Below are 15,509 nucleotides of genomic sequence, written 5' to 3' on the forward strand. Positions count from 1 at the left end.
CGCGCCGGGACGTCAGCCCCGGCGCGACATCGGCAGGCTCAGCCGCCGCGCAGGTTGCCCAGGCGCGGGGTGCTGCGGCCCAGCGGCATCTTCAGCTTGCCGATCGACAGGATGCGGCTTTCGGCGATGCGGTCGGCCGCACGCTGCGGCGCGATGTTCTCGCGCTGCGACAGTTCGAAGATGCGGGTGAGGTTGTGATAGATGCTGCGGATCAGGCGCATGGCGCGTTCGCGGTTGTAGCCATCGATCTCCAGCGACACGTTCATCACGCCGCCAGCGTTGACCGCATAGTCCGGCGCATACAGGATGCCGCGCGCGTGCAGTTCATCGCCGATTTCCAGGCTCGACAGCTGGTTGTTGGCGGTACCGCAGATGATCTTGGCCTTGATTCGCGGCAGGGTGTCGGCGTTGATGGCGCCTTCCAGCGCGCACGGTGCGAACACGTCGGCGTTCACTTCGTGGATCTCGTCGGGCTTGACCGCTTCGGCGCCGAAATCGCTGACCGCGCGATCAACCAGTGCGCTGTCCAGGTCGGTGACATACAGCTTGGCACCGCGGTCGCGCAGCAGTTTCACCAGCTCCATGCCGATGTGGCCCAGGCCCTGCACCGCGATGCTGGTCTTGCCCACTTCCTCGTGGCCGAACTTGAAGCGCATCGCCGCCATCAGCGCCTGCAGCGCACCGTAGGCGGTGAACGGGGCCGGATCGCCGGAGCCGCCATGGACCTGGTGCACGCCGGTCACGAACTGGCTCTCCAGGTAGATGTTCTCCATGTCGTTGACGTCGGTGCCGACGTCTTCGGCGGTGATGTAGCGGCCGCCCAGCGAGTCGACGTAACGGCCGAAGGCGCGGAACAGCACCTCGGTCTTGTCCACCTTCGGGTCGCCGATGATCACCGCCTTGCCGCCACCGACGTTGAGGCCGGCCAGCGCATTCTTGTAGGTCATCGTCCGGCTCAGCCGCAGCACGTCGGCCAGTGCCTCGTCGGTGCTGGCGTAGGGGCGCATGCGCACGCCGCCCAGGGCCGGGCCCAGGGTGGTGTTGTGAATGGCGATGATCGCCTTCAGGCCGGCATCGTGGTTGTGGCAGAACACCACTTGTTCGTGGCCGGTGGTGGCGAGGGTTTCGAATAGCATGGCGTCTCCGATGGCGCGAACAGCGGCGAACTGCAGCGAACGGCCAGTGAACGGTAGGGTCCCAAAACAAAAAAAGCGACGTCGTCATGGCTGGGGGACGGGTCGCGCGGCGCCATTCTAGTCCATTCGCCCGGCCGTTGCCGTCGACGTCGGCGGCCGTCAGGTTAAAGAAGATGAAAGTGCGGCCGATGCTGCGACGACGGCGGGTGGCCGGATGGGCGTGAAGAGGCAGGGCGGTCAGTGACGGCAAGGGCATCACAACGACAGGACGGGCGGCGATGACAGCGGCATGGTGGCGATCGCTGCGCGGCTGGCTGACACGTTCGACCGGGGCGGCACCGGCGCGGCTGGTTGCCGCATCCCGCCAGGCGGTGGCCGCCGCAGCCGCAAGCCTGCAGGGCGAGGCGCTGCCGTCGCCGGAGATCGCCGCTCACCTGCAACGCGGGCTGCATGCGCTTGCGTTGTACCCACGGCTGGCCGGCGAGCCAACGCCGGTGCAGGACCCAGGCCTGGGCGAGGCGGTGGCGCGCGCGCTGCAGGACCGCGACTGGGCGGCCAGGCAGCTGCCCCGCCGGCCGCAGCTGCTGCCGCAGCTGATCCAGACCGTCAACGACGATGCCGCCTCGGCCCGGGTGATGGCCGCGATCATCGGCCAGGATCCGGTGCTGACCGGCAACCTGCTGCGCATCGCCAACAGCCCGGCCTACAAGGTCCACGAGCGCCCGGTAGAGAGCCTGCAGCGGGCGGTGACCCTGGTCGGCACCGAGGGCGTGCGCCAGATCATCAGTGCGGTACTGGTGCAGCCGGTGATGCAGGTGCAATGCGAGGTGTTCCCGCAGTTCAGCGCGATCATCTGGGAGCACGCACTGCTGGCATCGCGTGCAGCGGCCGACCACGCACGCACGGTCACCTTCGGCGATGCCTTCGCCGCGCAGTGGCTGGGCCTGGTGCAGGGGCTGGGTGCGGCGCTGGTGATGCGCCAGCTGCTGCAGGAGGCACAGGCCCGTGGCGAGCCCGTGGAGCCGGCGTTGGCCCTGCAGCTGTTGCAGCAGTGGTCGTTGCCGCTGGCGCAGCGGGTCGCTGCCGCATGGGAGTTGCCTGAGCCGGTTCACCAGGCCTTGGCGGTGGATGCGGAAGGATCGTTGGCCGACAGCCTGCGCCTGGCGAGCGCGGCCGCAGCGGCCAGCTTGTTGTGCCGCCATGGGCATGCCAGCCAGAGCCGCATGCTGGCCCTGCTGGAGCAGCTGCCCTCGGCACCGCCGCATGCATTGCGCTGGATCTGGCGGCGCCTGCATGGGCGCAACGTGGAAACGCTGGATGAGGCCGGACAGGATGAGGCCGCTCCGGCGTCCTGAGCGCTACAGCTGCGATTCCACCGGCAGCCAGCTGATCACCCGCGACAACCAGCGCTTGCGCGCCGTTGCCCCTGGCTCGGCCTCCACCCAGTGGGGGGGCGGTTCGCGCTCCAGCCAGCGCAACCGGCGGCGGTCGTCCAGTGCCAGCCACCAGCTGTGCCTGGGGTCAGCCAGGCGCAGGTATTCGTCCCGCAGCTGTGTACCCAGCACCGGATCGTCGAACAGCACACCCATTTCAGTGTTCAGGTAGGCCGAGCGCGGGTCCAGGTTGAAGGAGCCGACGAAACCGCGGCGGTCATCGATCAGGAATGCCTTGGTGTGCAGGCTCGCGCCGCTGCTGCCGAACACGCCGGCATCGCCCGACTGACCCTGTGCCTTCAGCTCGTACAGGTGGACGCCCGCTTCCAGCAGTGGCACGCGGTAGCCCATGTAGCCCCCGTGCACGGCGGCGACGTCGTTGGCGGCCAGCGAGTTGGTGACCACGCCCACCTGCACGCCCCGCCCGGCCATTGCCGAAAAGCCATCGAGGCCCTCGTTGCCGGGCACGAAGTAGGGCGAGATCAACAGGGCCTTGTGCCGGGCGGCCTGCAGCTCGCTGATCAGGGTCGACACCAGCCAGGTGGCGCGATCATCCCTGCGGTGCTTCATCGGCGGGTCCGACACGATGCGCACGGCACCGCTCCAGTGCAACGGCTCGGGGCTCGGGCGCTGCCGCTGGCGTGATTCGGCCACGCGCGCAAGGTAGGGGCGGGCCACGTCCCGCTGCGCCTCGTGGTCCGATTCGCGCACCAGCAGGCGCAGTTGTGCGTCGGTATGGAAGGCAAGCGCGGATACCGGAATGGCGGTTTCGCTGTTCCAGTAGTCGTCGAAGATCCGGTTGGCCTGCTCCACGGCGGGGCCGGCGACCAGCAGGTCCAGATCCTGGAAGTTCACGTCGGTGCGCGCGCTGAAGTACTCCTCGCCGATGTTGCGGCCACCGACGATCGCGACGCGGCCATCGGCGATCCAGCTCTTGTTGTGCATGCGGTGGTTCACGCTGAAGAAGCGCTGCACCATCTCCACCATGCGCAGGATGCCGGTCCGGTTGCGGAACGGGTTGTACAGGCGGATCTCGATGTTCGGATGGGCATCGAGCGCCATCATCAGCGCGTCCTTGTCCTTGGCATTCATGTCATCGAGCAGGATGCGCACGCGCACGCCGCGCTCGGCGGCGTCATACAGCGCCTTGGCCATCAGGTGGCCGATCAGGTCGTCGTGCCAGATGTAGTACTGCAGGTCCAGGCTGCGGCCGGCCTGGGTGGTGATCATCGCGCGGGCGGCGAAGGCATCCATACCATCGCTGAGGAAGGCCACGCCCGACTGGCCGGGATGGGCCGCCTGCAGCGGCACGATCTGCTGGTCGATGCGGGTCTGTGCCGGCTGCAGCGGCAGCACGTGCGAAGGCGCGCCATGCGCCTGCGGCGTGAGATGGTCGGCCAGCAGCAGCCCGGACAGGACCAGCAGCACCAGCACGGCGAGGATGATCGCAGCAACACGCAGCAGGCGTCGCCACAGCGGCTTGGGCAGGCTCATGCCCCGATGGTAGAGCCACGCCATGCGTGAAGGAATGCCTGCAGGATCGATACGGGGTCAGAGCCCTTGCCTTCGGCACGGGATCCGACCCCCGGATCCCTTTCCACGGGAAAGGGCCCTGACCCGCACACCTCAGAACCGCTCGTCGCTGCCCAGGTAGCGCCACTGCCCCGGCGGCAGCGGCCCCAGCGCCACGCGTCCGATACGCAGGCGGCGCACGGCCGTGACCTGCAGGCCGGCGGCGCTGACCGCCACACGCAGCCCCTTGGCCGTCAGACCCTTGCCGGCGAAGCGCAGGCGCTGCTCGCTCTGCCAGCTGACCTTGGCGCCGCCCGATTCCTGCTGCAGCCGCGCCATCAGCCACGGCCCGCGCTCGGGACCGCCTTCGGCCACTTCGATCAGGTATTCCTGCTCGGTACGGCCCAGGTTGCGCTGCAGGTGGGCCAGCGTGGCCGGATCCTGGCTGACCACCACCAGCCCGCTGTCGCTGGCCGGCAGCGAGGCGGCCAGCTGCAGGCCGTGGAAGTGACGCTGCAACGGACGGATGTCGCTGGCATCAAGTTCGCTGCGGCTGTCACTGCTGACCAGGGCACACAGGGTTTCGGCGGCGACACCGGCCGGCTTGTGCAGCAGCATGCTGACCCGCTCGGCCTTTTCATCGCTGGCCTGTTCGGCCACCACGATCACCGCGCTGCCATCGACCGGGCGCTGCGGCTGTTCCACCACGTCGCCGTTGACCGTGACCCAGCCGCCTTCGATGTAGCGCCGCGCTTCGCCGCGCGGGATGCCGAGCAGGGCGGACAGGCGTTTGTCGAGACGGATCGGTTCCATGGCAGGCAGGTCGGGCAGGGGGCGCGCAGTGTAGCTGCTGCGGCCGGTCAGCGCTGGCCGCGGTTGGCCAGCTCGGTCAGGTACAGGCGGGTATCGAACTCCAGCTGCAGGTAGTCCGGCTCCATGTGCTGGCACAGCTGGTAGAAGGCCTTGTTGTGGTCGGCTTCCTTCAGGTGGGCCAGCTCATGCACCACGATCATGCGCAGGAACGCCGCGGGTGCCTGGCGGAACACGGTCGCGATGCGGATCTCGCGGCTGGCCTTGAGGCGGCCGCCGTGCACGCGGGAGATGGCGGTGTGGGTGCCCAGCGCGTGCTTGATCACTTCCAGCGTATTGTCGTAGCAGACCTTGTTGAGCGGCACCGACTTGCGCAGGTAACGGTCCTTCAGCTCCTGGGTGTAGTCGTACAGCTGGCGGTCGCTGCGCACCTCGTGCGGGTCGGGGTAGCGCTGCTGCAGCCAGGGGCCGAGCCTGCCCTGCGCCAGCAGCTCGCTGACCTGGGCAACCAGGGGTTCGGGATAACCGGTGAGGTACTTCAGGACTGCCATGCAGGGCCGGCGGGGCGTCGGTAGAATGGGGCATCCAAGATTACACGCGGTACGCACCGACCATGGCAAAGCCCAACGCGCTGCAGGAACAATTGCTCAAGGCCGGCCTGGCCAAGAAGTCGCAGGCCAGCGCCGCCGCACGCGAGCAGGCCAAGGCCCGCCAGGGCAAGGCCGAATCGACCTCGGCCGAGGTCCAGCGCGAGGCTGAACGTGCCCGCGCCGAGAAGGTCGAGCGCGACCGCGCACTGGCCGCCGAACGCAATGCCCAGGCCAGGCAGGCTGAACAGAAGGCCCAGGCCAGGCAGATCATCACGGCCCATGCCGTACCCCACAAGGGCGACGACGAGTACCGCTTCAGCGATGGCGCGGCGATCCGTACCCTGCTGATCGACCCCAAGCTGCGCAAGGCGCTGTCGGTGGGCGTGCTGGTCATCGTCGCCCACGGCGAGGGCTATGCGTTGCTGCCCCGCGCCGCCGCCGAAAAGGTGCGTGAACGCGCACCCGAAGCAATCATCGTCGACCACGGCCAGCCGGGCTCGACCGCCGAGATCTCCACCGGCAACGCAGAAGACGACGCCTATTACGCGCAGTTCCAGGTGCCCGACGACCTGGTCTGGTAAGCAAAAAGGGGACGGAGGGGATTAAGCCGCAATCGGCCTGATCGGATCCGTCGGCGTTCTGTTTGGCATCCTGAAGAGCAGCCGAGCATGGCCCGGCTCTACATGAAGGCCTTCCTTTTTGCCGGGGTGTATCGTCCCCATATCGGGCGACACACCTGCGGAGGATAGCCATGGCCACCGGTTGGGCAGGAGACGGCGCGGTCCAGGACCAGATCGACGCCACTGTCGATGATGCGATCGCCCGCGCGCGGCGACAGCTGCGCGACGGCCCCGGCCTGGAACACTGTGAGGAATGCGACGCGCCGATCCCGTTGGCGCGGCGCCAGGCTGTGCCTGGTGTGCGGTTGTGCGTTGCGTGCCAGCAGGCGCGGGACGACGAAGACCAGGCGCATGCCGGGTACAACCGGCGTGGCAGCAAGGACAGCCAGCTGAGGTAAACGGGTGTTTTATTGCAGGGCTGCGCCCTGCACCTGCAGAAGCAACGTCAACATCAAAGGCGCCATCCATGGCGCTCACTGATCTGGCCCCCCCTCAACCGGACCCACCCCGCCTTCGACAGATTTCCGCGATCTGTTGGAACCTGCTCCTGATGGTGGGTGCCGACCGTTGGTCGGCACGGGGTCGGATCCAATTTTGACTATCGATATCTGACAGATGTGCCGACCAACGGTCGGCACCCACCAACAGCGCGCGGAATCTGTCAGAGGTGGGGCGGTGTGGGTGGGTAGGACCGTTGGCGCCATGGATGGCGCCATCGAGCCCCCATGGGTGAGGGCGCTTTGCTTGCGAAGCACTGCTTCGCAAGCGCCCGAACGCACAGCCGCCAGCGGCTGGGCCGGACCCCGGAGGGGGGTTTACGGCGTGTCCTGACCACCCACACCGCCCCGCCATCCCACGGAATGCCGCTCTTGATCTTGCTTCGGCTTCGGCTTCGGCCTCTGCAGGTGCAGGGCGCAGCCCTGCCGAAAACTCCACCCTCAACCGTCGCCCTGGATGCCGCCGGGGGCCTGCGCCGGGTCACGCCAGCGCCGTACCGTGCGCTGGAAGAACAGGTTGTTCGGCAGCTGCAGCACCGTGCCCTCGTGGCCCTCGCCGGTCTCCTGCAGCGTGGTGTAGATCAGGTTCACGTCGATCACCCGGCCCTTCAGGCCCGGCTTCTCGCCGTTCTCCAGCACCTCGATGTAGTCGTGCAGGCGGAACGGGCGGGTGGTGAAGATCAGCAGCGTGCAGAAGATGTTGGACAGCACGCTCCAGGCCGCGAAGAAGGCCACCGCGCCCACGGCCGCGAAGCCGGTGAACGCGGTCCACAGCACCGAGGGCTTCGCGCCGAGCAGGCTGAGGATGTACAGCAGGGCACTGAAATAGACCACGAAACTGGTGATCCGGCGCGCGCCCATCACCATCTCGGGCGGCAACGTGTAGTGCTCGGCGAAGCGGCGGATCAGGCGCCGGGCGAGCACGCGCAGGAGCCACGCGACCAGAAGCACCCCTACGATCTGCAGGGCGACGCCGGCGTAGTTCAACCACGGGTGGGTCCAGGGCGGCAGGTGATCCTTCAGCGACAACATCATGGGGCGACAACAGGTGGCAATAACGACCTTCGATGTTACCCGGCGCGTGCCGGGGATTCGACCGCCGGGGCCCAGGCCAGGCACACCAGCGCCTGGCGGTGCTGTTGCAGGCAGGCACGGCCGTTACCGGGGTGCAGCTGCAGCGACAGGCCCAGTGCCTGCAGCACGACGCAGGCGGCGATCACCAGCAGGGCGGCGCAGGTTGGGCTGGACATGGCAGGACTCCTGGACGGCAATTTCGCGAAGGACCTTCCATGGATGCAGCAGGTGTCGAAAAGGTTGCACGGCAGTGATCGTCGTCCGGCTCTAAACCTTTTCCCGGGCCGCCGCATCCAAGCGATATGCTCGACACCACCATGCCCGCGCCGCCTGCCGCCCACGACGCCGTCGATGAACCCGCCCTGGTGCGGGCGGCCGCCGCCGGCGATACCTTGGCCTATGAACTGCTGTACCGGCGGCATGCACCGCGCGTGTTCGCCGTGCTGTGGCGGCTGTGCGGGGGCCAGCAGGCGCGTGCCGAAGACGCCTTGCAGGAAGCCTTCCTGCAGGCGTGGAAGGCGCTGCCGGGGTTCCGTTTCGAGAGCAGCCTGTCGACCTGGCTGCATCGCCTGGGCGTCAACGCTGCGCTGATGGAACTGCGTGGGCGCGCCGCCGGGCAGGACCACGACAGTCTTGATGATGTGGACGCAGGACTGCAGGAACTGGCCGTACACGACCGCTGCGCCGGTACCGAGCGCGACCTGGAGCGCGCGCTGGCGACGCTGCCGCCGAGGGCGCGCGCGGTACTGGTGCTGCATGACATCGAGGGCTGGAAACACCAGGAGATCGCCGCGCAGCTGCAGATGGCCGTCGGCAGCTCCAAGGCACAGTTGCATCGTGCGCGCGGCCTGTTGCGCGCACGGCTGGGAGACATGACATGAGTACACACGAACACGATTCCGACCACGATCTGGTGGCCCGACTGCGCGCGCTGCCTTCCGAACGCGGCCTGCCCGCCGATGGCTGGGCGCGGTTGTCGGCGCAGCTGCCGCCGCGTGAACCACAGGCGGCGCCTGCGCCGACCGGCAACGTGGTGGTGCTGCCGGGGCGTTCGCGCCGGCGCTGGTGGTTGCCGGTGGGGGCCGCACTGGCCGCAAGCCTGGCGCTCTACGCGGTGGCGCCGTGGCGCCATGCGCAACCGGACGCGCCGGTGCCGTCTACCCTGCAACTGCAGGCCGCGGCGATGACCGAGCAGTACCAGCAGGCAGTGGCCTCGTTGCCCGCAGGCCGGGCGCCGGAATGGCAGCCGGCGCTGCACGAACTCGATGAAAGCGCGGCACAGATCCGGGCCGCGCTGGCGCAGGATCCACGCGCGCCGCATCTGCTTGGCCAGCTCAAGCGCACCTATGCGTTGCGGCTGGAATTGACCCGGCAGGCGGCCTATGCCGCCGAGTCCGGCCTGACGACCTGAGGAGACCCCCGATGACACGAACCCTGATGACCTGCTGCGCCGCGCTGTTGCTGCTGCCCGCGGTGGCCCTGGCTGACACACGGATCGACGAGCGCCACAACCTGGCCGCCGGCGGCCGCATCGAACTGAGCAACGTGGCCGGCAAAGTGAGCGTGCGTGGCTGGGACCGCAACGACGTGCAGCTCACCGGTACGCTAAGCGATGGCCTGCAGCTGCGCCAGGAGAAGAGTGCCAACCGCGTGCGCTGGGAGATCGAGTATCCGCGTCGCAACAACAACGGCGGCGCGACGCTGGTGCTGAACGTGCCGCGCTCGGTGGAACTGCTGCTGAGTACGGTCAGTGCCAGCCAGGACATCAGCGGCATCGATGTGCGCCGCCTGCAGGCCGACACGGTCAGCGGCAGCCTGAGCGCCTCCGGTCGCAGCGGCGACAGCAAGCTCAATACGGTCAGCGGCGGTGTCATCGCGCGCCTGCAGACGCCGAAGCTGGACGTGAACACGGTCAGTGGCCGCATCGAAGCCGGCGGCGGCGTGTCCGGTGACATCGGTGCACAGACGGTATCCGGCCGGGTCGAGGTCGATGCCGGGCGGGTGCAGCGGCTGGCGGTGGAAACCGTGTCGGGCAGCATCGACCTGTCGGCGGCCGGGCTGGCGCCGGGGGGCCGTATCAATGTCGAATCGGTGAGCGCGTCGGTCAACCTGCGCCTGCCACGCACGGTTTCGGCGCAGCTGTCGGTGAACAGCTTCAGCGGGTCGATCAACAGCGACGCCGGCCAGGTGGAACGGCCGCGCTACGGCCCCGGCAGCCATCTCGATACTCGGCTCGGCAATGGCGACGGTGACATCCGCATCCAGTCGCATTCGGGCAGTGTGCGGGTACGCCTGGATCGCTGAGCGCGGTCCGGCAGGCCGCGGCGGCAGCGCCGCCGCGGTCGGAGCTGGGTCAGCTGGCTTTCTTCAGCGCCCAGGTAGTGCCGAGGACTTCGATCTTGCCACCGGCCTTGCGGAACGCTGCCAGGTCCGAAGCGATCGAATCGCTGCTGACCACGGTGCTGGCGGCCGCGCCCTTGCGTTCGCTGCGGATGCTGTTGCTGGCCTTCGCGGGGGTCTTTGCCTTGCGGGGCATGGTTGCTCCTGTCAGGTGGAAGGGGAGGAAAGCGCCCAGGCATCGGCCTGGCGCAGGTAGTCCTGCCGCTCGCGGCGGCAGTCATCGCCGCCCATCGAGAACTGGCGGCAGATCGCCGGGCGCTGCGAATAGATCGTGCAGCGCAGGTGATAGGGATCGATCGCCGCGCACCAGCCTTCCTCGTTGCGCGCCATCACGGCACGGCCGTGGGTGTCGCGTGACAGGAACTGGCCGGGCACGTGGTCGCCGGGCTGCAGCAGCACGGGCAACCGGCAACAGACCGCGTCACAACGGCGGCAGTCGATGGGTGCAGGTGCTGCGTCAGGTTGTAAGGCCTCAGGGGCCTGGCGGGTGCCCAAAGCGGGTCTCAATGGCGGCTCAGGTGCTGCGCGGACCATGAACGAGCCAGGAAGGCATGGCCGCTAGGCCCGCTGGGCGGGCCAGGCTGCACCGTGGACACACACCGGCATGGCCGGTGGAAGGGGCAGCAGGGTTCTAGCCGACCAAGAGTAACTTAGACCGCGTAACGTTTTGTTAATCCTGGCTGGCTGCCGCCAGCGCAAGGCCCTGGACCACGCCCAGCGAGGGCTCGCCGTGGACCATGCGGGCGCCCGGGAAGGCGGCCGCCACCGCCTGGCGCAGGTAGCCGGCGCGGGACATGCCACCGGTCAGGAACACGGCATCCGGGTCGCCGCCGATGTCGCTGCGGACCTGGGCCAGCAGCTCGCGGATCTGCTCCAGGTAGCCATGGGCGGCGGCGGCCAGGCCGTCGGCGCTGCTGTCGGCATGCAGGTCGCGGGCGATGTAGTCCAGCGTGCTGCGGTGCTCGCTGGCAGCGCTGAGGGCGATCTTGGCGCGTTCGACGTCACGGTACAGGCGGGCGGTGTTGCCGGTGTCCTGCAGGGCCTGCAGGCGGTCGCCCCAGGGCGCGTCGACATGGTCGTACTTGTGCAGGCGGAATTCGCGCTGGCGGGTCATGTCCTGCACGGTGGCCGCTTCCACGTAGTGGTGGGCCGGCACGCGGGTGATGCCGCGGCCGAACAGCGGCATGTAGCTGGACAGGCTCAGCGCCAGGTCGATGTCGGTACCGCCGCGGGCGATACCCCAGGCGCGGTGGATGCGCGGGGCGTCGTCGCCGCCGACTTCGGCATGGGCGATGTCGGTGGTGCCGCCGCCGATATCGACGATCACCGCCTGGTGCCGCTCGCGGCTTTCGGCGTGGTAATGCATGGCCGCCGCGGCTGGCTCCTCGAGGAAATCAACCTGGTCGAAGCCGGCCTGGGTGGCCGCTTCACGCAGGATGTCCAGCGCCTGGTCGTTGCCGGCTGCGCCGATCGAACTGCGGAACTGCACCGGGCGCCCGAGCAGGGCGGCGCGCAGCGGCCGGCCGAGCTGGGCACTGGCGGTCAGGCGGATGTGTTCGAGGATGTGCGCGGCGATGCCGGTGATGGTCTGCTTCGCGCGCGGGTGCAGGTTGTAGCCGAGCATCGACTTCGGGCTCTGCACCAGGTTGCCTTCGTGTTCCTCGAAATAGGCTTCCAGCGCTTCGTCGCCGTAGACCGCGTTCTGCAGCAGGTCGTTGGCGCTGCGTTCCTTGCCGGCGCGGGCTTCCATCCATTCCCGGCGCAGCGCGCGCAGGGCTTCGCGGCGCAGCGCCTGCGGCGTGCGTTCCTGGCCGGCGGCGCGCGCCGCGCGCGCGGCGCTGTCGATCATCTGCTGCAGCTGGTGTTCCTGGCCGTCGTCGAGCTGGAAGTCGTCCGGGTCGGGCACCACGCCGGGGAAGTACACGCTGGTGCGGAACTGCTCGGCGTCGCCGAAGCGGATCGGCAGCAGTGTTCCCTCATGCACGATGGCGGCGGCGGAGTTGCTGGTACCGAAGTCGATGCCGAGGCGCATGGGGAGTTCCGGGGGGCGATCAGGGGCCGCGCACTCTGCTGCAGTTCGCCGCCGACTGCAAGTTCCTGCGGCCTCCCATTCCGTACCGGGAGGCCGGATCGGGTCAAGCCGGGAGCCGGGCGGCGCCCGGAAAAGGGCAGGCGAGCCGGGCGGTTACAATGGCGGCTGTTGATTCACTTTGAGGTACTTGCTGATGTCTTCTGCCCCCGCCTGCCCGCAGTGCACCCTGGAAAACACCTATGCCGATGGCGCGCTGTGGATCTGCGCCGACTGCGGCTTCGAATGGACCGCCGAGGAAAGTGCCGGTTCGACCCTGGTCGTGCGTGACAGCAACGGCAATACCCTGCAGGCCGGTGACACCGTCACCGTGATCAAGGACCTGAAGGTGAAGGGTTCCTCGATCCCGCTCAAGCAGGGCACCGTGATCCGCAACATCCGCCTGGTCGAGGACGATGCCGAGCACATCGAAGGCAACTCGGAGAAGATCAAGGGCCTGGTCCTGAAGACCTGCTTCCTCAAGAAGGCCTGACCGGCCTTCAGCGCCTGGCCTGCTGCTGTGCGCGCCAGCGGGCCAGGCTGTCCAGCTTGGCCTGGTAGCGCGCCTGCTGCGGGGCACCGCCCAGCGCCTGCGCGCGCAGCAGTTCACGATCGGCGCGCTTGAGCTGGCCGGCCAGGAAATAGGCCCGCGCCAGCCCGAAGTGGAACTGGTGTGCGGTGTCGTACAGGCGCACGGCCTGCCGGTAATAGCGGATCGCCTGATCCAGTCGGCCGGCGCGTTCGGCCTCGGCGCCGAGCATGTACTGCGCGAACGGATCCTCGCGCTGCACCGACTGCAGGCGCTGCTCCAGCGCCTGCGCCTGCATGATCATGCCCAGCTTCCGGTACAGCGCGCTGGCGTTGGTCAGTGCAGCGTCCTGGCGGCCGTCCAGTCGCAGCGCCGTTTCCAATGCCCGGCGCGCGGCGGCGGTATCGCCCGTACGGTTTTCCAGCACGCCCAGGTTGTTCCAGGTGGCGGCGAAGCTGTTGTCCTGTGCCAGCGCGGCATTGAAGAAGGTGCGTGCACCCACCAGATCGCCGCTGGCCATGCGTTCGGCGCCGCGGTTGTTGTAGAAGTGTGCCAATGCCCGTGCCTGGCTGATCGGCAGCGGCCCGCGGCGGTCGTACAGCACGTTGCGATCCAGATCGACGGTGGCGAAGCGGCCGGCGAAGCCGACCCCGGCATTGACGTGGCCGACGCTGTAGACCAGGCCCTGGGCCTGGTCCTGGTACCACGACACGACCTGGCCGACTTCCTGCACGCGTGCCTGGATGCCGGCTTCGCGTGCCAGCGCGACGAACATCAGGGTAAAGGCCAGGCAGTTGGCGCGCCGCTGCTGCCAGATCTCGCTGACGGTGAAGGTCGCATCGGCGTCGTACTGCAGATCCAGGCCGTGGCGGTCGAAGATCATCTCCACCAGCGCCTGCAGGCGCTGCTCGCGGGAGTAACCGTGATTGATCACCTGCGTGCGCAGCATGTCGCGCATCGCCGGTGGAATCGCGAACACCTGCTGCGGCGTCGGCATCGCCGGAGTGGCGGTGCTGGCAACGACCAGCGGCGCGGCCGTTCCCGGATGATCCTGTGCGATCGCGGACGGTGCTGCCAATGCGGCCAGTGCGAGCAGAACGAATCGGGCGGCAGGACGGTACATGACGGCTCCCGGCAGCGGCGGGCGCTCCCGCCTGAGGCGAGTGTAGACCTGTGCGCGCACCGCTGCAGCGACCGTTGGTCGGTCCGCACGTTCATCCACAACCGGTGTGGACCAGCGCTCGGGAAAGCTGTGGACAACCGCGTTGCGGCTTACTGCGAAGGGCGTTGTGAGGGCATGGTGAAAAAAGCGACAGCTTGCCCGTCAACCGCGCAGGCGGGATGATCCGGGCATGGACTTTTCCCCACTGACGCTCGCTCCGGCGCAGTGGCAGGCGCTGCAGGACAGCTATGCAACGCCACCACGCGCCTACCATCACTTCGGCCACGTGCGCGCGGTGCTGCAGCACTGCCAGGAGGTTGCCGACGGCCCCGGCTGGCAGCAGCCGGCCGAGGTCTACCTGGCCGTGCTCTACCACGATGCGATCTACGTGGCGGGGCGAAAGGACAACGAAGCACGTTCGGCGCAGATGGCCCTGCAGGCGATCACGCAGGCGCCGGAACTCGCCGCTGTCGATGCCGCCCGGGTCGAGCAGCTGATCCTGCTGACCGCCCGCCATGGCGCGCTCGGCCCGGACGATGTCGATGCCGAGGCCGCGCTGTTCCTGGACTGCGACATGGCGATCCTGGCCGCGCCGGAACCGGTGTTCACCGCCTATGACCGGGGCGTGGCCGAAGAGTACAAGGGCGTGGTGCCGGGCTTCCTGTATCGCGCTGGCCGCCGCCGTTTCCTGCAGGGCCTGCTGCGCGCACCGCGCATCTTCCTCAGCGAGTTCTTCCACCAGCGCCTCGACGCGGCCGCGCGCGACAACCTGCGGCGGCAGCTGGGTCGCTGAGCCAGCCCGCTACACTGGGGCCCGTTTCCACCGATTGCCGCTTCCAACCGTGTCCGTCCCTGATCCCGATCCCCGTCCGCTGCCGCCGGAAGAGCCCGGTCCCAACGAATGCTGTGGCAGCGGTTGCCCGCTGTGCGTGCTGGACCTGTATGCCGACGAGCTGCAGCGCTATCGCAAGGCGTTGGCCGAATGGCAGGCGCGGCACCCGGAGGCCTCCGCATGAGCCGCGCGCGTCCGGCGGCGCTGCTGGCGCTGGCAGCCCTGGTTCTGTTCCTGGTTACCGCGCTGTGGACCCAGTTCGCACGCACCGACCTGGACTGGGTGCGGGCCACGCTCAGCCTCTACCTGCACGGGCCGTGGGGGCTGGCGTTGCGTGCGGCGTACTGCCTGCTGGCACTGGCGATCACCCTGCTCGGCATCGCCCTTTATCGCGGCAGCATCGGCCCGCGGCGCAGCGCGGCGGCGCCGCTGCTGTTCACGGTCTCGGCGCTGGGCCTGGCCACGGTCGCCATCGGTGACAGCTGGCTGCCCGAAGCAACCCCGCTGCTGGCACCGTTCATCCACGGGTTGGCGGCCAACACTGCATTCCTGTGTGCCAGCGTCGGCATGCTGCTGCAGGCCTGGTACCTGCGCCGCGAACCGGGCTGGCAATCCGCCGCCGGCCTGCTCTGGGGCTGGGCCTGGCTGGCCTTCGTGCTGCTGTGGCTGCACGTGCTGTGGCGTGGCGGGCCGCCGCGCGGGCTGGGGCAGAAAGTGGTGATCGTGGTGATCGTGGGCTGGCTGCTGTATCTGGCGCTGGCGCTGTATCGGCGCAGTCGTCGCGCCGCAGCCTGCTGAAACCCCAACGGCCTGCACCGGTACGTGCCGTGCACGTGGAGGCAGCGT

20 protein-coding genes are annotated in these 15,509 nt (G+C 68.6%); 10 read left to right on the forward strand and 10 right to left on the reverse strand.

Translation table 11 applies throughout. From position 1 onward, the window contains the following. Positions 1 to 38: 38 nt before the first annotated feature. The gene (locus tag VG556_RS17720; RefSeq protein WP_008264553.1) at positions 39 to 1,136 is read right to left on the reverse strand and encodes a Glu/Leu/Phe/Val dehydrogenase dimerization domain-containing protein; all 1,098 of its coding nucleotides are present in this window, start codon (positions 1,134 to 1,136) and stop codon (positions 39 to 41) included. A 278-nt stretch (positions 1,137 to 1,414) separates the two neighbouring features. On the opposite strand from VG556_RS17720, the gene VG556_RS17725 reads away from it, so the two are divergent. Then, the gene (locus tag VG556_RS17725) at positions 1,415 to 2,491 is read left to right on the forward strand and encodes an HDOD domain-containing protein (protein ID WP_049404700.1); all 1,077 of its coding nucleotides are present in this window, start codon (positions 1,415 to 1,417) and stop codon (positions 2,489 to 2,491) included. Between the two features lie 3 nt (positions 2,492 to 2,494). Here the strand turns inward: VG556_RS17725 and VG556_RS17730 are convergent, their stop codons facing one another. The 3 genes from VG556_RS17730 to VG556_RS17740 all read right to left on the reverse strand — a co-directional run bounded on the left by VG556_RS17730 (position 2,495) and on the right by VG556_RS17740 (position 5,442). Continuing rightward, positions 2,495 to 4,087 (reverse strand): phospholipase D family protein, encoded by a 1,593-nt coding sequence (locus tag VG556_RS17730; protein ID WP_049404698.1) that lies wholly within the window; start codon positions 4,085 to 4,087, stop codon positions 2,495 to 2,497. A 108-nt stretch (positions 4,088 to 4,195) separates the two neighbouring features. Further along, complete coding sequence (locus tag VG556_RS17735; protein ID WP_046431915.1) at positions 4,196 to 4,894, reverse strand: RNA pseudouridine synthase; 699 nt, start codon at positions 4,892 to 4,894, stop codon at positions 4,196 to 4,198. Positions 4,895 to 4,941: 47 nt separating this feature from the next. Then, the gene (locus VG556_RS17740; protein WP_014647976.1) at positions 4,942 to 5,442 is read right to left on the reverse strand and encodes a M48 family metallopeptidase; all 501 of its coding nucleotides are present in this window, start codon (positions 5,440 to 5,442) and stop codon (positions 4,942 to 4,944) included. A 62-nt stretch (positions 5,443 to 5,504) separates the two neighbouring features. Here VG556_RS17740 and VG556_RS17745 point away from each other — a divergent pair, with 62 nt between their 5' ends. Both VG556_RS17745 and VG556_RS17750 read left to right on the forward strand, forming a co-directional pair. Further along, positions 5,505 to 6,062, forward strand: coding sequence for a DUF2058 domain-containing protein (locus tag VG556_RS17745; protein ID WP_014647975.1), 558 nt, complete (start codon positions 5,505 to 5,507; stop codon positions 6,060 to 6,062). A gap of 170 nt (positions 6,063 to 6,232) precedes the next feature. Further along, entirely contained in the window at positions 6,233 to 6,499 is a 267-nt protein-coding gene (locus VG556_RS17750) for a DksA/TraR family C4-type zinc finger protein (protein WP_032958647.1), read from the forward strand. Between the two features lie 540 nt (positions 6,500 to 7,039). On the opposite strand, the gene VG556_RS17755 is transcribed toward VG556_RS17750, so the two are convergent. Together VG556_RS17755 and VG556_RS17760 are read right to left on the reverse strand one after the other, a co-directional pair. Continuing rightward, positions 7,040 to 7,633: a mechanosensitive ion channel family protein gene (locus tag VG556_RS17755; protein ID WP_014647973.1), complete on the reverse strand. Its 594-nt coding sequence runs from the start codon at positions 7,631 to 7,633 to the stop codon at positions 7,040 to 7,042. Between the two features lie 35 nt (positions 7,634 to 7,668). Beyond that, positions 7,669 to 7,848 carry a hypothetical protein gene (locus VG556_RS17760; RefSeq protein ID WP_014647972.1) on the reverse strand — a complete coding sequence of 60 codons (180 nt, stop codon included), beginning with the start codon at positions 7,846 to 7,848 and terminating at the stop codon, positions 7,669 to 7,671. A gap of 126 nt (positions 7,849 to 7,974) precedes the next feature. On the opposite strand from VG556_RS17760, the gene VG556_RS17765 reads away from it, so the two are divergent. The 3 genes from VG556_RS17765 to VG556_RS17775 are packed head-to-tail and all read left to right on the forward strand — an operon-like array spanning position 7,975 to position 9,976. Next, positions 7,975 to 8,553 (forward strand): RNA polymerase sigma factor, encoded by a 579-nt coding sequence (locus tag VG556_RS17765; RefSeq protein ID WP_049407981.1) that lies wholly within the window; start codon positions 7,975 to 7,977, stop codon positions 8,551 to 8,553. Next, entirely contained in the window at positions 8,550 to 9,083 is a 534-nt protein-coding gene (locus VG556_RS17770) for a hypothetical protein (protein ID WP_046431913.1), read from the forward strand. Before VG556_RS17765 ends, VG556_RS17770 begins: the two co-directional genes overlap by 4 nt. Positions 9,084 to 9,094: 11 nt before the next feature. Next, the gene (locus VG556_RS17775; protein ID WP_032958651.1) at positions 9,095 to 9,976 is read left to right on the forward strand and encodes a DUF4097 family beta strand repeat-containing protein; all 882 of its coding nucleotides are present in this window, start codon (positions 9,095 to 9,097) and stop codon (positions 9,974 to 9,976) included. A 49-nt stretch (positions 9,977 to 10,025) separates the two neighbouring features. Here VG556_RS17775 and VG556_RS17780 read toward each other — a convergent pair whose 3' ends face one another. The 3 genes from VG556_RS17780 to VG556_RS17790 form a co-directional block, all read right to left on the reverse strand. Further along, positions 10,026 to 10,208, reverse strand: a complete 183-nt coding sequence (locus VG556_RS17780; RefSeq protein WP_005410566.1) for a hypothetical protein — start codon at positions 10,206 to 10,208, stop codon at positions 10,026 to 10,028. Positions 10,209 to 10,219: 11 nt separating this feature from the next. Then, the gene (locus VG556_RS17785) at positions 10,220 to 10,513 is read right to left on the reverse strand and encodes a YkgJ family cysteine cluster protein (RefSeq protein ID WP_053462562.1); all 294 of its coding nucleotides are present in this window, start codon (positions 10,511 to 10,513) and stop codon (positions 10,220 to 10,222) included. Between the two features lie 229 nt (positions 10,514 to 10,742). After that, on the reverse strand, positions 10,743 to 12,104 hold the full coding sequence (locus VG556_RS17790; RefSeq protein WP_049407984.1) for an Hsp70 family protein: 1,362 nt from the start codon (positions 12,102 to 12,104) through the stop codon (positions 10,743 to 10,745). Between the two features lie 193 nt (positions 12,105 to 12,297). Between VG556_RS17790 and VG556_RS17795 the strand changes: the two genes are divergently transcribed. Further along, entirely contained in the window at positions 12,298 to 12,633 is a 336-nt protein-coding gene (locus VG556_RS17795; RefSeq protein WP_049442344.1) for a zinc ribbon domain-containing protein YjdM, read from the forward strand. A 7-nt stretch (positions 12,634 to 12,640) separates the two neighbouring features. Here VG556_RS17795 and VG556_RS17800 read toward each other — a convergent pair whose 3' ends face one another. Next, positions 12,641 to 13,792 (reverse strand): tetratricopeptide repeat protein, encoded by a 1,152-nt coding sequence (locus VG556_RS17800; RefSeq protein WP_100450439.1) that lies wholly within the window; start codon positions 13,790 to 13,792, stop codon positions 12,641 to 12,643. Positions 13,793 to 14,021: 229 nt separating this feature from the next. On the opposite strand from VG556_RS17800, the gene VG556_RS17805 reads away from it, so the two are divergent. From VG556_RS17805 to VG556_RS17815, 3 genes are read left to right on the forward strand one after another with little or no spacing between them, the layout of a single operon-like run. Next, positions 14,022 to 14,624, forward strand: a complete 603-nt coding sequence (locus tag VG556_RS17805) for a hypothetical protein (RefSeq protein WP_014647966.1) — start codon at positions 14,022 to 14,024, stop codon at positions 14,622 to 14,624. 49 nt (positions 14,625 to 14,673) lie between these two features. Beyond that, positions 14,674 to 14,847, forward strand: coding sequence for an oxidoreductase-like domain-containing protein (locus VG556_RS17810; protein ID WP_032958663.1), 174 nt, complete (start codon positions 14,674 to 14,676; stop codon positions 14,845 to 14,847). Continuing rightward, positions 14,844 to 15,461 carry a DUF998 domain-containing protein gene (locus tag VG556_RS17815; RefSeq protein WP_014647965.1) on the forward strand — a complete coding sequence of 206 codons (618 nt, stop codon included), beginning with the start codon at positions 14,844 to 14,846 and terminating at the stop codon, positions 15,459 to 15,461. Before VG556_RS17810 ends, VG556_RS17815 begins: the two co-directional genes overlap by 4 nt. Positions 15,462 to 15,509: the final 48 nt, after the last annotated feature.

Origin of the sequence: Stenotrophomonas sp. CASM106, from assembly GCF_049384825.1 — a bacterium.
In the GTDB taxonomy this organism is placed as follows: Bacteria; Pseudomonadota; Gammaproteobacteria; order Xanthomonadales; family Xanthomonadaceae; genus Stenotrophomonas; species Stenotrophomonas muris.

Bases quoted from the DNA above. Each gene is read 5' to 3' on its own strand.
- VG556_RS17735 (WP_046431915.1), bottom strand. From the start codon at position 4,894: ATGGAACCGATCCGTCTCGACAAACGCCTGTCCGCCCTGCTCGGCATC.
- VG556_RS17775 (WP_032958651.1), top strand. From the start codon at position 9,095: ATGACACGAACCCTGATGACCTGCTGCGCCGCGCTGTTGCTGCTGCCC.
- VG556_RS17780 (WP_005410566.1), bottom strand. From the start codon at position 10,208: ATGCCCCGCAAGGCAAAGACCCCCGCGAAGGCCAGCAACAGCATCCGC.
- VG556_RS17720 (WP_008264553.1), bottom strand. From the start codon at position 1,136: ATGCTATTCGAAACCCTCGCCACCACCGGCCACGAACAAGTGGTGTTC.
- VG556_RS17750 (WP_032958647.1), top strand. From the start codon at position 6,233: ATGGCCACCGGTTGGGCAGGAGACGGCGCGGTCCAGGACCAGATCGAC.
- VG556_RS17745 (WP_014647975.1), top strand. From the start codon at position 5,505: ATGGCAAAGCCCAACGCGCTGCAGGAACAATTGCTCAAGGCCGGCCTG.
- VG556_RS17765 (WP_049407981.1), top strand. From the start codon at position 7,975: ATGCTCGACACCACCATGCCCGCGCCGCCTGCCGCCCACGACGCCGTC.
- VG556_RS17730 (WP_049404698.1), bottom strand. From the start codon at position 4,087: ATGGCGTGGCTCTACCATCGGGGCATGAGCCTGCCCAAGCCGCTGTGG.
- VG556_RS17805 (WP_014647966.1), top strand. From the start codon at position 14,022: ATGGACTTTTCCCCACTGACGCTCGCTCCGGCGCAGTGGCAGGCGCTG.
- VG556_RS17795 (WP_049442344.1), top strand. From the start codon at position 12,298: ATGTCTTCTGCCCCCGCCTGCCCGCAGTGCACCCTGGAAAACACCTAT.
- VG556_RS17770 (WP_046431913.1), top strand. From the start codon at position 8,550: ATGAGTACACACGAACACGATTCCGACCACGATCTGGTGGCCCGACTG.
- VG556_RS17790 (WP_049407984.1), bottom strand. From the start codon at position 12,104: ATGCGCCTCGGCATCGACTTCGGTACCAGCAACTCCGCCGCCGCCATC.
- VG556_RS17815 (WP_014647965.1), top strand. From the start codon at position 14,844: ATGAGCCGCGCGCGTCCGGCGGCGCTGCTGGCGCTGGCAGCCCTGGTT.
- VG556_RS17725 (WP_049404700.1), top strand. From the start codon at position 1,415: ATGACAGCGGCATGGTGGCGATCGCTGCGCGGCTGGCTGACACGTTCG.
- VG556_RS17755 (WP_014647973.1), bottom strand. From the start codon at position 7,633: ATGATGTTGTCGCTGAAGGATCACCTGCCGCCCTGGACCCACCCGTGG.
- VG556_RS17760 (WP_014647972.1), bottom strand. From the start codon at position 7,848: ATGTCCAGCCCAACCTGCGCCGCCCTGCTGGTGATCGCCGCCTGCGTC.
- VG556_RS17740 (WP_014647976.1), bottom strand. From the start codon at position 5,442: ATGGCAGTCCTGAAGTACCTCACCGGTTATCCCGAACCCCTGGTTGCC.
- VG556_RS17800 (WP_100450439.1), bottom strand. From the start codon at position 13,792: ATGTACCGTCCTGCCGCCCGATTCGTTCTGCTCGCACTGGCCGCATTG.